Genomic DNA, 14,473 nt, shown 5'->3' with positions numbered 1-14,473 from the left:
AGGGCGCACTAACCAAAGGGCAGTGCGCCAATCAAACCAAGCAAGAGCAAAGCCCCTCGCCCCCTCTTTCAAAGCAGGAAGCCAAAGACCAAAAAGCACCGTAAATTCAACCACCAGAAGAATCAAGCAATACGATTTGGTTTCCCCTCTTTAACAAAGAGGGGTTAGGGGAGGTTTATTTTTTGCTCATCATTCCCGCGAAGCTCGTCATTCCCACAAAGCTCATCATTCCCACAAAGCTCATCATTCCCACAAAGCTCATCATTCCCACAAAGCTCGTCATTCCCACAAAGCTCGTCATTCCCACAAAGCTCGTCATTCCCACAAAGCTCGTCATTCCCGCGAAGGCGGGAATCCATAGGGCTTGCCACAGACTTGAGATTTAAAGTCTTAATCCCCTTCTAACGGGGCTAGGTTTCGTACGCATGACGGCGACATCTCACAGAGCTCATCGCTCACAGAGAGTCTTAATCCCCTTCTAACGGGGCTAGGTTTCGTACAAAATGCTATTGAAACTGCTCCTGTTGCAAGTCTTAATCCCCTTCTAACGGGGCTAGGTTTCGTACAAAGCAGTTTGATGCATTTAACGATGCAAGGTCTTAATCCCCTTCTAACGGGGCTAGGTTTCGTACCACATAGCTAGCGGACAGGTGGCTGAGCCATGTATAAGTCTTAATCCCCTTCTAACGGGGCTAGGTTTCGTACTTTAGCGGCATTTGCAACAGAAGAAACCACCAGTATGTCTTAATCCCCTTCTAACGGGGCTAGGTTTCGTACAGATCTGGTGATTGGGGTACACCCCGCTGTGTCTTAATCCCCTTCTAACGGGGCTAGGTTTCGTACCTCCCCCACATGGATGTCGACGCCGTGGAACGGTCTTAATCCCCTTCTAACGGGGCTAGGTTTCGTACGCTGTGGGTTTGGGATTGTCCCAAATTCACAGCCGTCTTAATCCCCTTCTAACGGGGCTAGGTTTCGTACCGATAGTAGCTAGGCTTACACCGTGAAGTATCAGCTGGTCTTAATCCCCTTCTAACGGGGCTAGGTTTCGTACTCACAACTACGGGTATAGGCGTTATAAGTACGTCTTAATCCCCTTCTAACGGGGCTAGGTTTCGTACATCCTCGTTTGGGATTGCCCATCATTATAAATCGTCTTAATCCCCTTCTAACGGGGCTAGGTTTCGTACTGACCTCCTAAAAAAATCTCCTTATTTTTCAACTGCTTACAAGCCATAAAAATACAACTTAAATTCATCAAAAAAGTTAACTTTTAAATAGGATCTAAAGGTGAAGTAACGAAGCCCATACTCTACCTCACCAACGCCGTTTAGACAACTTCTTCCCTAAAAAAATCACTTTATCACCGCTATGACACACCCGCGTTTTTTTATCATGCAGCTCCAAACCCAACTTAGACAACTGCTTTTCCGTGTAACGCAACATCTGCTCAGCCCGTTTTTGATCTGGAGCAAACAGCAAAAAATCATCGGCAAAACGAACAAATTGAATGTTTTGTTTATCCCACAAGCGATCCATCTGATTCAGATACAGATTACAAAAAAGCGGCGATAAAATCGCACCCTGAGGAATCCCACGCCGCCGACCAAACAGACTCTGATGAGAGCACCCCACCGCCAACCAACGGTCCAACAACCGCAACAGATCCTTATCCTTAACCAACTCACGCAACACCTTACGCAACGCACCATGCGGAATAGCATCAAAAAAGGTACGAATGTCCGCATCCACCAACCAATCCAAACCACACAGCACCCGCTCCTTCGCCTTAGAAACCGCCATCTCCACACTCCGACCCCGCCGATAAGCGTAACTGTCATTGGAAAACAACCGCTCCGCCAACGGATCAAGCACAATCTGACACGCCTTTTGCACCAACTTATCCCGCAACGTCAACGCCGACAACACCCGCTTACCGCCATCCGCCTTCGCAATCGTAAAACGACGCAACCCCGCCGGTTGATACTCACCAGCCCTCACCTCCTCCATCAAACGCATCAAATGCAACACCCAATCCTTCTCAATGGAAGCTCGGCTCACACCTGGCATCCACTGCGCTCGATCCTGCTTCAAGCCACGCCACGCACGATTCATCACCTCAGGGCTCAAGACCCGATCCAATAACTCAGCCACAGATTTTCTCCCCCGTACTCGGTGAATAACGCCCCAAACTGTGACGAACACCCTTCGCCACAAAACCACAACACCTCATCAAACTCGCCTCATCGCCACACTCCATCCCAAAGGGCAACAGAGGCCACGCCGTTCTCGCCTTTGCCCACGCCCGATAAAAAAGCGCCCGACCCTCTTTATCCAACCGACACCCCTCACCCACACCACTAAAATGACTCGGCAACAACACCTCATCCAGCAGCGACAATACAAACGCATCCACCCCCGCACGCAAAGGCTCCATCAAATCAAACACCAACGAAGATCGTCCCGGCACGATGCCATGCAAAAAACCCAACGCCGGATCAAACCCTTGACGCTGAATCTCCGCCAACACCTCAGACTCCAACAAGGTGTAGCTCAAGGACAGCAACGCATTAACCGGATCTTGAGGTGGACGGCGATTACGCCCCGAAAACAACCAACACGCAGGCAAATGCGTCGCCAACCAGCCCCACCAAAGCGCACCACAGGCTCCCTCAATGCCCATCAAGGTCGAACACCCCTCCGCTGAGGGCACAGAATCCAACCGCTGCCGCAACGACTCACGAACCCCCTCACCATCGGGCAACTGCGCCAACAACAGGCGATACCCCTGCACCTTAGCCAAAACAAGATCCTGCGCCACCGCAACGCTGCCCGACTGCACCAAACGATGCTGTGCCACTCGAACCGCAATGGAAGCCCCCAATACACTCCCCATATAAACGCTCTCCAACGCCCCGCGCAAAGAGTGCAGCACCACCGGAATGCCCCGTTTTGACAAGGCTCGCCACACATCACACCCCACCTGAGGCGCGCCGTAAACCACCACCTGTCCCAGCAAACCCAACGGCACCTGCTGAGCCGTCTCTCCAGAACGCACCACCCGCAACGCACCACCGTTCAGCGTAACCACCGTGTCACGTCGATCAATCACCAACAAAAAATCGCTCACCGAACCTCCCCCAAAAAACGTCGAAACAGCCGTGTCAACGGATTACCCTCACGCTCTGAACGCGACCGATCCGGCACCGTCAAGCCCTCTCTGAAAGGCGACTCTCCCTGCAACCACACCTTACTTGGGTGATAAATCGGCCAAGCCCGCAAATCATCCTCTTTTGACTCCATCAACGTCAGCGCCTCATTCAGCCAGTCGTGCAACTCCGCTTCACTGCACTGAGCAAAAAACACCGACTGCTGCACCCACAACGCTCTTTTTTTGAAAAAACGGTGAACACGTTTCAAGCGACGCGCCTGCTTAATGTCATAGGCAATCAGATACCACCCTTTTTTCTGCATCAACCACGCTCCCTCTAATTGAGCAAAATAATGCCTTTTTTGACCGCCATCTGTCCCACACCACGGGAAGATCCCTCACGATGACCGTGCAACCACGCCAACAACAAACGATCCTCTGCCTGAATAAATTCCGCAAGTTGCAAAAACAGCTCTTCGGCCTGCGACTCGCTCAGCAGACACTCATGCACCGATTTTTGCCCATCCAAACGCCACTCTTTTAAAATTTTTAACACCCGATAACGCCGACGATCACAAGAAATGTCATACGCGATAATGGCCGCCCGTTTTTTCATCAAAAAACCCCCTCCCTAAACTTGAGAGAGCGACAATAAGCGAAAGGGAAATAAAGAGGTGAAATGGCAAGCTTGTCGCCGCGATTCTTAACGGCTGTTACACAGTTGGTTAAAAAGAAGTGCATCGTCACTCCCATCACTCCCATCACTCCCATCACTCCCATCACTCCCGTCATTCCCGCGAAGGCGGGAATCCATAAGGTCTGCCATAGCATGGAGACTTAAAGTCTCAGACCCCTTCTAACGAGGCTAGATTTCGCACCACCTCATAAAAAAAGATAAGACAAGCTTGCCAAATCCATAACGCCCATAGAAACCGCTAGACTTCACTCATCGAACAACGAGGAGCACAACAAATGAGTTTTTTTTGAAATTAAGCGTCAATGATTGGTACGCCCACCTGATGTGATGCCGCTGTTTTAGGGTGTTGACTAGAAAGGATGTTTGTATCTGACAAAGGTGTATTTTTAAGAGTTTGAAACATTGCCCTAATGAAGAAGGGATTAAGAAATCTGGTATCGTTATCTAAAGGAGATAGCCCAATGCGTGATTTGAGTGCAAGTGAAAGCGGAGAAATTCAGTGGGAAACGGAGTCTGATAACGAATAGTTGAACGTTTGAAACATTGCCCCGATTGCTTGGGGCTTTGCTCTTGCTTGAATTTATCGGCGCATTGCCCCTTGGTTAATGCGCCCTACCCTGTGACACCGCCACAATCATCACAGGTAGGTTTAAAACCGACCCCTCTCCCACTACCAACGAGGCAACCGTCCCCCCAAACCCATCATCTGTTTCGCCAAACGATGACGCAGCGCAGGCAGCAGATCCAACGCCAACAACCCCGCACCACGCAACGCCACCACGGGAGCAAACCCATTGGAAAACAGCGTCACCAGACCGTCAGTGATGCGCACCACTTGGCGCTGATCGGCACGGCGCGCTTCAACAAACTCAGCCAGCAAAACCGGCGCACCCAGATCCGCACCGCTGCGCGCCGCCGCCAACAGAGACTCCAACAGCGCGTCCATATCCCGCAGCGCCAAGTTCAGACCCTGCCCCGCCACCGGATGCAGGGTGCGCGCTGCGTTGCCCAGCAACAACACCCGCCCCTGCTGCTGCGATTCTGTCTCCAGCAGCTGCAACGGATAACTCGAACGCCGCCCCACCCGAGTAAAATACCCCAAGCGATGGCCAAAACGCCGCTGCACATGAGCGATAAACTCCGCATCACTGAGCGCCAACAGCGCCTCAACCTGCTCATCAAGGCAGCTCAACACCAAAGCACAACGCCCCGCCGAAAGCGGCAACAGCGCCAAGGGGCCACTGTCGGTAAAACGCTCATAAGCGACGTTATTATGCTGACGATCCGTGCTGATATTGCAGATAATCGCCGTCTGGCCGTAGCGTTTCTGCTCCGTCGGCACACCCAACTGCTGACGCAGCGCCGACTCACTGCCGTCCGCCACCACCACCAACTTGGCCTGCAAACAACGCAACTCCCCCGCCTGTTGCAGCGTCACAGTCACCCCATCGCTGCCGTTCTCCACCCGCTCCACCTGCGCGGGCATAATCAACTCAATGCCTCCTTGCAATTCCAAACGTTCCGCCAGCACCTGCCCCAAAATACGGTTCTCGATCACATACCCCAGCGCATCCACCCCCTCTTCCTGACAGTCCAGCCGCGCCGCGCCAAAATGGCCACGATCTGAAATGTGGATCTTATCAATCGCCGTCGCCCCCTCCCGCAGCTCCGTCCACAGACCGAGCTTTTCATACAGCCCCCGGGAGCCAAAAGAGAGCGCCGTGGAACGGTCGTCGTAACTCGGCTGCTGCGCTGAGGCAAACGGATACACCTCCAACAGAGCGATTTTCAACCCACTCTGTTGCAGCGCACAGGCGAGGGTTGCGCCCACCATGCCGCCGCCCACCAAAATCAGATCGTACTCTGCATCGTGCTCGGACTTGCTCTGATCAGGCATCGCTACTTCGCCATCTCAGCTTCAATCTCTGCCACGGTTTTAGGAATGCCTCGGCTGAGCAGATCGTAACCATCACGGGTAATAACAATGTCATCTTCAATGCGCACGCCGATGTTGTGGTAGCGTTTTGCCACCCCGCGAGCGGGCGTAATGTACAACCCAGGCTCCACCGTCATCGCCATGCCCGGCTCCAACAAGCGCCAGCCATCCCCCACTTTGTATTCACCCACATCATGCACATCCATCCCCAACCAGTGACCGGTGCGGTGCATGTAAAACTGCCGGTACGCAGCCTCTTTGATCAAAGCCGCCGGTTTGCCTTTCAGCAAGCCCAGCTCCACCAGCCCTTTGGTCAACACCTTCACCGCCGCTTCGTGAGGATCGTTCCAGTGATTACCTGGTTTGCACTTCAAAAACGCCGCCTCTTGTGAAGCCAATACCAACTCGTAGATCTCTTTTTGTGCAGGACTAAAACGACCGTTAACGGGAAAGGTGCGGGTCACATCGGAGGCGTAGCCTTCGTGTTCCGCACCGGCATCAATCAACACCAACTCGCCGTCATTGAGCTTTTGATTGTTCTCGGTGTAGTGCAAAATACAGCCGTTCTCACCGCCACCGACGATGGAGGAGTAGGCCGGTTCCGCTCCAGCAGAACGAAACTCGTGCAGAAACTCCGCCTCCAGCTCGTACTCCATCATTCCCGGACGACAGATCTGCATTGCCCGTTTGTGTGCGCGCATCGAAATACGCGCCGCCTCGCGCATGGTGGCCACTTCAAAACGGCTTTTAAACAATCTCAAGTCGTGCAGATGGTAATCAAGGTCGATAAATTCGCTTGGCGCTTGCAGCCCCGAACGCACTTTAGCGCGCAATTGATTGACCCACTCCACCACCCGACGATCAAACCCTTCATCTTGACCCATGGTGTAGAAGACCCGCTTACGCCCCTCCATCAAACCGGGCAAAATCTCATCCATATCGCTGATAGGGAACGCATCATCGGCACCGTACTCCTCCACCGCACCCGCCAACCCCGCACGTCGCCCGTGCCAGATCTCCTGCTCAGGGTCGCTCTCACGACAAAAGAGCAAAAACTCGCCTGCGGGGCGTTTTGGTATCAGCACCAGCACCGCCTCCGGCTCCGAAAAACCACTCAGATAGAGAAAATCACTCTCTTGACGATAGGGGTACTCCACATCACGGTTGCGCTGGCGCACGGGAGAGGCGGCCAAAATGGCGATGCCCTCTTTACCCACACTGCGCATCAACTGCTTACGACGTTTGACAAACTCTTTTTTATTCATAGTGATCCTGTTTTGAGTGGTGCTTATATTCGTCATTGTGGCGCTTATATTCGTCATTGCCGCGAAAGCGGCAATCCATCTCAATGTTTAATTGCTGGAATCTCACCTCGCAGCGGCTGCAACTCGTCCCGAATCAACAACACCCCCATGCGTACGTACTCACAAATCTGCATATACGCTTCCTCTTCCACCTCATCCTCTTCTTCATCGTCCATCACCGCTTTGGAAATCTCCAACAGATCCTTCAGCAGCTCTTGACTCTCTTCCGGCAGATCGCCGTTGCAACAGACCGGCACTGCGACCCCCAAACCAAAGGAGAAACATTCACACCACTTACTCAAGGCTTCAACGCGCTCCGCCATCGGAGTTTCATCGTCGGGCAAAAACAGACGCAAACTAAACTCTTCTCGGTCATCCAACTGCTGTTGCACCTGCGCGGCCACTTTATCCAACTCACGACGACACTCTTGCACCAAGACGTTGTTTTCATCCTGCTCTTCCAGCACCTTTTTACACCACTCATCCGCCTCCAGACGGCCACAGGCACAGAGCATCCCACACAACATGGCGTGGCTCTCCGCCGCATTCATGGCCGCATCAATGCGGGAGAGTGCGTCATTCACTACAAGGTAATCGAGGTTTGGCATAAGAAGGTGGTCTCTTGAAGAATAAAAAAACGCCATCTTAGCACTCGACTAAGGCGGCATAAACGCGCATGAGGATTGACCCTCACGCCCACTCACCCTACTATCGCTTTATGGAAAATCAATCCCCACTCAGCGTTGAGCAAAAACTGGTTCAACTACAGCAACAACTGGATCAACTGTTGGCTCTGTGCCAACAGCAGCGCGATGAAAACCGCCTGCTCAAAGAACAAGCGCGACAGCTCCATTTAGAACGCGCCCAGTTGGTTGAAAAAAACGAACTGGCGCGCAACCGCGTCGAGGCAATGATCTCACGCCTAAAAAGCATGGAGGGGCAGTAGATGAGCGATGAACAGGTTTCAGTCAAACTGACTATTTTAGATCGTGAGTACCAAGTCTCTTGCCGCGAAACAGAAACCAATGCACTGCTAGAAGCAGCAGAGTACTTAGATCATAAAATGAGCGATATCCGCAGCCGGGGCAAATTCATCGGCACCGACCGTCTGGCCACCGTCACCGCGCTCAACATCGCTCATGAGCTGTTGCAGCTTAAACACCAGCAAGCAGACAACGGACAAATTCATCAGCAACTGGATGATTTGCAACTTAAAATCCAACACGCCCTTGATGCCGATGCAGAGCCTCAGGAAATTAATGATAAAAGTAGCTTGTAAATCCCGCCATTTTATTGGACTATGGAGTTGAGTCGCTCTGTGCTGTTGGTCAGTTGAGCCATTATGCCCTTGAGCTTAATTTCGTACTCTGGGAACTGGGTTGATCGCGGTTGTTGTGCACGTCCGCCACGGCGGAAAGCCTGATATCGTTCACCTACTCCCACTTGAACTCTCCCAGTTCAAGGTCGGTTTTCAGCGACGGCGGTTACGGAGCGATTCAGTTTTATTTTTTCCGTTATGAAACAATCCAAAAACCCACCAAATCGCGTAACTCTGCGCCAGCAGATGATTCAACGTCGCCTAAAACTCACACCCGCACAGCAGCAGCACTCTGCTTTAGCCCTTCAAAAGCAGCTCTTCCAGCGAGCCGAATTTATCAACAGCCAGCACATTGCTGCCTACTGGTCGGTGCGCGGCGAGATCGAAACCGCAGCTATTTTGCAACACGCCGAAAAACTCGGCAAAAACCTCTATCTGCCCCTTCTCACCGATGACCACCAACTGCACTTTGCTCCTTACCAGCACAACAGCCCAATGCAGGCCAATCAATTTCGCATTCCCGAGCCGATAGTAACCAACGAACAATTAATCAAAGCAGAAAATTTAGATTTGGTTTTGGTGCCGCTGCTGGCCTTTGACAACAAGGGCAATCGCCTCGGCATGGGCGGCGGTTATTACGACCGTACCTTTGAATTTAAGCAGAATAATAAACAGGGTAAAAAACCGTTGTTGGTTGGCCTTGCTCATGGATTCCAGCAGGTTGAAACTCTGGAAGCAGAGCCTTGGGATGTGGCTTTAGATTGTGTGGTTACGGCGTAGGGGCGGATTCCATATCCGCCCTTGATGCCTAAACACCGTTATTTAATTTATCCAACGCCCATTTTCTAGGGTTATCCATAATATATTGGGCAAGATGGGTGGATTCATCTTCATTACGAATAATATGCTCCCAATAATTTCGCTGCCAAATTTTTCCATCAAAGGCAGGTAGAATATGTTGCCTCACCCTTTTTATGTATTCCACCGTGGTAAAACGCTTAAACGTCTGAACGACGGTTCCCAGTCCAGTGCGGGCGGATATAGAATCCGCCCCTACGGATGTAATTTCAATAATAGCGTGAAAATGATTCGGCATAACAACGTACTCATGCAGCCTAATATTTTTGTGCTGATCTGGCATACCCTGCCATATTTTATTAAGCATTTTTCCCGCAGTATTCAAAACCATTATATGGTCTAAAATATCATCAAACAGATTCAACCGATTCTGACTGCAAATGGTCACGAAATACAACCCACAGCACGCATAATCAAATCCTTTCAAACGAACTGAACGGCGGTGATGAATATTTGGATCGTATTTCATAACCCATTTTAACCTACAACAAAAACGCCCGATAGGCCGGATTATCACTTTCATTCCAATACGCAAAACCCAATTTTTCCAGATGACTCAAAAACCGCTCATACTCTTGATCCGGCACCTGAATGCCACACAGAACCCGTCCAAAAGCCGAGCCGTGATTGCGATAATGAAACAGGCTGATGTTCCAGCCCTTGCCCACCTGATTTAAAAAGGCCGGTAAGGCACCCGGACGTTCGGGAAATTCAAAGCGAAACAGCCTCTCATCACGAACCATTTGCGCACGACCACCCACCATATAACGAATGTGGGTTTTGGCCATTTCGTTGTCGCTCAAATCCAACACCTCATAACCGGCCTCTGTTAAATGCGCCAACAGCTCACCGCGCTCCGATTCACCCGCGATTTTTACTCCGGCGTAAATTTTCGCCTGCTGCTCATCGCCGTAACGATAATTAAACTCCGTCACCACTCCCCGCCGTCCTAACGCTTGGCAAAAGGTACGAAAACTGCCCGCTTTTTCTGCCAAGGTCACCGCCAACAGCATCTCCCGCTGCTCACCCAACTCGGCACGCTCTGCCACATGGCGCAATCGATCAAAATTAATGTTCGCGCCGCTGTTGATGGCGATCAAGGTCTGGCCCGTTACGCCTTCACGCTCAACGTATTTTTTCAGCCCCGCCACCGCCAGCGCCCCCGCCGGTTCGGTCACCGTGCGCGTCTCATTAAAGATCTCTTTAATGCCCGCGCACATCTCATCCACCGAAACCGTGATCACCTCATCAACGTATTTTTTGCAGAGATCGTAGGGCGCTTTGCCCGCCTGTTTCACCGCCACACCGTCAGCAAAAATACCCACCTGATCCAGCACCACGCGGCGTTTTTTCGCCAGCGCCAACTGCATCGAGTTGGCGTCGTCCGGCTCCACACCAATGATCTTCACCTCAGGGCGCAGGTAGTTCATCAACACCGCCACCCCCGCGATCAAGCCGCCACCACCGATGGGGACAAACAGCGCATCCACACGGTCGGGGTGCTGACGACAGATCTCCAACCCCACCGTGCCTTGACCGGCAATCACATCTTCATCGTCGTAAGGGTGAATAAAAGGATACCCCTTCTCCTGCTCCAGCTCACGGGCGTGAGCGTAGGCATCGTCGTAAGCATCGCCGTGCAAAATCGCCTTGGCTCCCAACGCTTTGACCGCCTCCACCTTAATCGCAGGGGTGGTGCGTGGCATGACAATGATCGCCTTCACCCCCAACTTTTTCGCCGCCAGCGCCACCCCTTGAGCGTGGTTGCCCGCCGAAGCGGCAATCACTCCGACCAAATCGCCCTGCTGGCTGAGTTGGTACATTTTGTTGTACGCGCCGCGCAGCTTGAAAGAGAAGACCTGCTGCTGATCTTCACGCTTTAACAACACACGATTGGAGAGCTTGCGCGACAAGTTGGGAGCGTATTCCAGCGGACTTTCGCTGGCCACGTCGTACACACGAGCGGAGAGGATTTTTTTTATGTAACGGTCAGTCATAATCGTATCGTAATACCAAGGGGGCAGTTTGCGCAAAAAGGCTCGGCATTTTGCGCCATCACCCCCAGCAACACCACCCTAATTCGCACGCGACTTTCATCCCTTATCGTTCACAGGTAAGATGAATCCCTTTTCGCATTAGGAAGAATCACCATGACGGCTGATGACTTGAAACGACAAGCCGCTGAAGCGGCGATTGAATACGTGGAACCAGGGATGATTGTCGGCATCGGCACCGGCTCCACCGCCAACCACTTTATCGACCTGCTGGCCAAACTCAAAGGCAAGATCGACGGCACTGTGGCCAGCTCTGAGGCCAGTGCTGCGCGGCTGCGCGGTCACGGCATCGAGGTGATGGAACTCAACAACACCGGCCCGCTGTCGCTCTACGTCGATGGTGCCGATGAATCCAACCGCGAACTGCATCTGATCAAAGGCGGCGGCGGCGCACTGACCCGCGAGAAGATCGTTGCTGGCGCGAGCGAAAAATTCATCTGCATCGCCGATGAATCCAAACTGGTGGATGTGATGGGCAGTTTCCCACTGCCCATCGAAGTTATCCCGATGGCGCGCAGCCATGTGGCACGAGAATTGGTTAAGCTGGACGGTCAGCCGGTGCTGCGTGAAGGCTTCACCACCGACAACGGCAACCTGATCCTTGACGTTCACGGCCTGCAGATCATGCAACCGGTTCATCTGGAGCAGACCATCAACGCCATTGCTGGTGTGGTCACCGTCGGTATTTTTGCTCAACGGCCAGCGGATGTGCTGATTTTGGGTCAAGAAGGCGGTGCTCGAATCATCACCTAAACCGCTGACGAATAAAAAAAGAGGCCGACGGTAAAACTTTTCTTCTGCTGCACGGTCTCTCTCCATTCGAGCCAGCCCGAGCCAAAGAACGGCAGCTCATAAGGCTGCTCTCTACTCAACCATTAAGGAATCACCCATCGTGTTTAAAGATTTATTACAACGTGGCAGCGACAAACTCTCTGAGCTGAAAACCGACGCACTCAAGTTCAAATCCAAAAAATTCCTGCACGCCGCCATGTCCGGCAGTGCGCTGGTCAGTTTTGCCGACGGCAGCATTGATCAAGTAGAAAAAGACAAAATGCGCGTCTTTATCGAAAACAACCCCGCTCTCTCCATCTACAGCCGCGTCGATGTACTGGAAGCCTTTAACGAATACCTCTCCGCATTGGAAATGGATCTGGACATGGGCGAAGCCAAAGCAATGGATGCGCTGGCCAAAATCAAAGGCAAAGACGACGAAGCCCGTCTGGTACTGAGAATGGTGGTCTCCATTGGTAAATCCGATGGCGATTTTGATCAAAGCGAAAAAGCGATGGTGATCAAAATTGGCCGTGAACTGGGTTTGGATGCCAACGACTTTATCGACTAAGCACAACAGCAACACACCTCGACCCTCTCCGCTTTCAATATCGGCGGGGGTCTTTTTTATGCTTTATTTTAAGGTACAGACCTATGAGCGGTAATTTACGCTTTTTCACTGGCAGCTTTATCGTCACCTTCATTGGCATCACTGCGGCCTTTTACATCGGTGGGCTTGAAGCCCTCTTTTTGGTCTCCGTTTTGTGCGTATTGGAAATTTCTCTGTCGTTTGATAACGCGGTGGTCAACGCCACCGTATTAAAAGACATGAGCCCCAAATGGCAACGACGCTTTCTGACCTGGGGGATGCTGATTGCCGTTTTTGGTATGCGTATTTTGTTTCCGGTCATTATTGTTAGCATCATTGCCCAAGTAAGCCCTTGGGGAGCCCTTAATATTGCGATGAACACCCCTGAAGTCTATGCCCACCATATGGAGTTAGCACACATTAACTTGATGGGCTTTGGCGGCTCTTTCTTATTAATGGTTGGCCTAGACTTTTTCTTGGACGATGAAAAAGAGCACTGGATCCCTCTGATTGAAAAACCGATCATGGCATTGGGGAAAATCCCCTACATGACGGTGTTATTAACCGCCGGTCTGATCCTCAGTGTGGCCTACGGCGCTCTGCAAGAAGCCGACCGACACGGCTTCATCGCCTCTGCTCTGAGCGGTATTTTCACCTATTTGGCCATTCACTCCTTGGCCAAATGGATGGAGAACCGCGAAGCACAACGCGCCGCAGCAGGTCTAGCCGCCAAAAGCGGCTTGGCCATGTTTATGTATTTGGAAATCCTCGATGCCTCTTTCAGCTTTGATGGTGTGATTGGCGCGTTTGCCATCACCACCGACCTGTTTATCATCGCCATCGGCCTCGGTATCGGTGCTATGTTTGTCCGCTCTTTGACCATCATGTTGGTGGAAAAAGGCACCTTATCCATTTACAAATACTTGGAACACGGGGCTTTTTACGCCATCATTGCCTTGGCGGTAATCATGATTCTTAAAACCTTTACGCACATCCCAGAGGTGCTTACCGGCCTCATCGGTGCGGGGTTTATCGGCGTTGCATTTGGCCATTCATGGCTGATCAAACGCCAAGAAAACAGCAAAGCTGCTCAGTAATCACACACCACTTTATTTAGCGGTTACAATAAACCCGTAATCGCTCCGTGACAGCATCCGTCTGTCGTTTTTTATACGAAGGGAAGTTTAATTATGGCAATTTCGTTATCCAAAGGTGGCAATCTTTCACTGGAAAAAACCGATCCTGGAATCAAAAAAATTCTGATCGGGTTGGGCTGGGATGAACGCGCCACCGACGGTGTCGAGTTTGATTTAGATGCCTCGGTCTTTTTACTTGGCGACAGCGGCAAAGTCCGTGGTGATCACGACTTTGTTTTTTACAACCAAGCCAGCTCACAGTGCGGTTCGGTAAATCACATGGGCGACAACCGCAGCGGCGAAGGTGATGGCGATGATGAAAGCGTCAAAGTTGATCTGGCAGCGGTACCCGCAGAAATCAACAAAATTGCCGTGACCGTCACCATTCACGACTTTGAAGCCCGCAACCAAAACTTTGGCCAAGTGGCCAACGCCTTCATTCGGGTCGTCAACGACGAAACCGGCAACGAAGTCTGCCGTTACGACCTGACCGAAGATTACTCCATCGAAACCGCGATGATTTTTGGCGAACTGTACCGCCACAACGGTGAGTGGAAATTCAAAGCCGTCGGTCAAGGCTATGCCGGTGGTCTATCTGCAATGGCCAACGAGTACGGCGTTAATATGTAACCCCTTGGCTTTTTAAGCCCCTGTGAGCA

The 14,473-nt window shown here is 51.8% G+C and carries 16 protein-coding genes, 1 other RNA gene and 1 CRISPR repeat array; of the genes, 8 read left to right on the top strand and 9 right to left on the bottom strand.

Annotation, left to right across the window (positions count from 1 at the left end; all coding sequences use genetic code 11):
• Positions 1-387: 387 nt before the first annotated feature.
• Positions 388-1,190: direct repeats of the CRISPR family, unit length 36 nt; unit sequence GTCTTAATCCCCTTCTAACGGGGCTAGGTTTCGTAC.
• Between the two features lie 127 nt (positions 1,191-1,317).
• The 7 genes from Q9O24_08180 to Q9O24_08150 all read right to left on the bottom strand — a co-directional run bounded on the left by Q9O24_08180 (position 1,318) and on the right by Q9O24_08150 (position 7,696).
• Positions 1,318-2,154, bottom strand: a complete 837-nt coding sequence (locus Q9O24_08180; protein MDQ7075112.1) for a reverse transcriptase/maturase family protein — start codon at positions 2,152-2,154, stop codon at positions 1,318-1,320.
• Positions 2,147-3,130 (bottom strand): CRISPR-associated endonuclease Cas1, encoded by a 984-nt coding sequence (gene cas1 / locus Q9O24_08175; protein MDQ7075111.1) that lies wholly within the window; start codon positions 3,128-3,130, stop codon positions 2,147-2,149. Before cas1 ends, Q9O24_08180 begins: the two co-directional genes overlap by 8 nt.
• Entirely contained in the window at positions 3,127-3,474 is a 348-nt protein-coding gene (gene cas2, locus Q9O24_08170) for a CRISPR-associated endonuclease Cas2 (GenBank protein ID MDQ7075110.1), read from the bottom strand. Before cas2 (Q9O24_08170) ends, cas1 begins: the two co-directional genes overlap by 4 nt.
• A gap of 14 nt (positions 3,475-3,488) precedes the next feature.
• Positions 3,489-3,767 carry a CRISPR-associated endonuclease Cas2 gene (gene cas2, locus Q9O24_08165; protein MDQ7075109.1) on the bottom strand — a complete coding sequence of 93 codons (279 nt, stop codon included), beginning with the start codon at positions 3,765-3,767 and terminating at the stop codon, positions 3,489-3,491.
• A 751-nt stretch (positions 3,768-4,518) separates the two neighbouring features.
• Positions 4,519-5,745 carry a 2-octaprenyl-6-methoxyphenyl hydroxylase gene (gene ubiH, locus Q9O24_08160; protein ID MDQ7075108.1) on the bottom strand — a complete coding sequence of 409 codons (1,227 nt, stop codon included), beginning with the start codon at positions 5,743-5,745 and terminating at the stop codon, positions 4,519-4,521.
• A gap of 2 nt (positions 5,746-5,747) precedes the next feature.
• Positions 5,748-7,049, bottom strand: a complete 1,302-nt coding sequence (gene pepP, locus Q9O24_08155; GenBank protein ID MDQ7075107.1) for a Xaa-Pro aminopeptidase — start codon at positions 7,047-7,049, stop codon at positions 5,748-5,750.
• Positions 7,050-7,129: 80 nt separating this feature from the next.
• Complete coding sequence (locus Q9O24_08150) at positions 7,130-7,696, bottom strand: UPF0149 family protein (protein ID MDQ7075106.1); 567 nt, start codon at positions 7,694-7,696, stop codon at positions 7,130-7,132.
• Between the two features lie 110 nt (positions 7,697-7,806).
• Here Q9O24_08150 and Q9O24_08145 point away from each other — a divergent pair, with 110 nt between their 5' ends.
• From Q9O24_08145 to Q9O24_08130, 4 genes are all read left to right on the top strand, one after another.
• Positions 7,807-8,034, top strand: coding sequence for a TIGR02449 family protein (locus Q9O24_08145; GenBank protein MDQ7075105.1), 228 nt, complete (start codon positions 7,807-7,809; stop codon positions 8,032-8,034).
• Positions 8,035-8,367, top strand: coding sequence for a cell division protein ZapA (locus Q9O24_08140; protein ID MDQ7075104.1), 333 nt, complete (start codon positions 8,035-8,037; stop codon positions 8,365-8,367).
• 31 nt (positions 8,368-8,398) lie between these two features.
• Positions 8,399-8,585: non-coding RNA, 6S RNA (ssrS, locus tag Q9O24_08135), on the top strand.
• A gap of 19 nt (positions 8,586-8,604) precedes the next feature.
• A complete protein-coding gene (locus tag Q9O24_08130; protein ID MDQ7075103.1) occupies positions 8,605-9,186 on the top strand; it encodes a 5-formyltetrahydrofolate cyclo-ligase in 582 nt (193 codons plus the stop codon).
• Between the two features lie 28 nt (positions 9,187-9,214).
• Here the strand turns inward: Q9O24_08130 and Q9O24_08125 are convergent, their stop codons facing one another.
• The gene (locus tag Q9O24_08125; GenBank protein MDQ7075102.1) at positions 9,215-9,733 is read right to left on the bottom strand and encodes a transposase; all 519 of its coding nucleotides are present in this window, start codon (positions 9,731-9,733) and stop codon (positions 9,215-9,217) included.
• Between the two features lie 13 nt (positions 9,734-9,746).
• A complete protein-coding gene (gene ilvA / locus Q9O24_08120) occupies positions 9,747-11,261 on the bottom strand; it encodes a threonine ammonia-lyase, biosynthetic (GenBank protein MDQ7075101.1) in 1,515 nt (504 codons plus the stop codon).
• 153 nt (positions 11,262-11,414) lie between these two features.
• On the opposite strand from ilvA, the gene rpiA reads away from it, so the two are divergent.
• From rpiA to Q9O24_08100, 4 genes are all read left to right on the top strand, one after another.
• Positions 11,415-12,071, top strand: a complete 657-nt coding sequence (rpiA, locus tag Q9O24_08115) for a ribose-5-phosphate isomerase RpiA (GenBank protein MDQ7075100.1) — start codon at positions 11,415-11,417, stop codon at positions 12,069-12,071.
• Between the two features lie 139 nt (positions 12,072-12,210).
• Positions 12,211-12,660 carry a TerB family tellurite resistance protein gene (locus Q9O24_08110; GenBank protein MDQ7075099.1) on the top strand — a complete coding sequence of 150 codons (450 nt, stop codon included), beginning with the start codon at positions 12,211-12,213 and terminating at the stop codon, positions 12,658-12,660.
• 83 nt (positions 12,661-12,743) lie between these two features.
• Positions 12,744-13,775 carry a DUF475 domain-containing protein gene (locus Q9O24_08105; GenBank protein ID MDQ7075098.1) on the top strand — a complete coding sequence of 344 codons (1,032 nt, stop codon included), beginning with the start codon at positions 12,744-12,746 and terminating at the stop codon, positions 13,773-13,775.
• A gap of 93 nt (positions 13,776-13,868) precedes the next feature.
• Positions 13,869-14,444: a TerD family protein gene (locus Q9O24_08100; protein ID MDQ7075097.1), complete on the top strand. Its 576-nt coding sequence runs from the start codon at positions 13,869-13,871 to the stop codon at positions 14,442-14,444.
• The last annotated feature ends 29 nt before the right edge of the window (positions 14,445-14,473 follow it).

The sequence above is a fragment of the Gammaproteobacteria bacterium genome, from assembly GCA_030949385.1.
Lineage (GTDB): Bacteria > Pseudomonadota > Gammaproteobacteria > JAUZRS01 > JAUZRS01 > JAUZRS01.
This window is presented reverse-complemented; position numbering and strand designations above follow the sequence as displayed.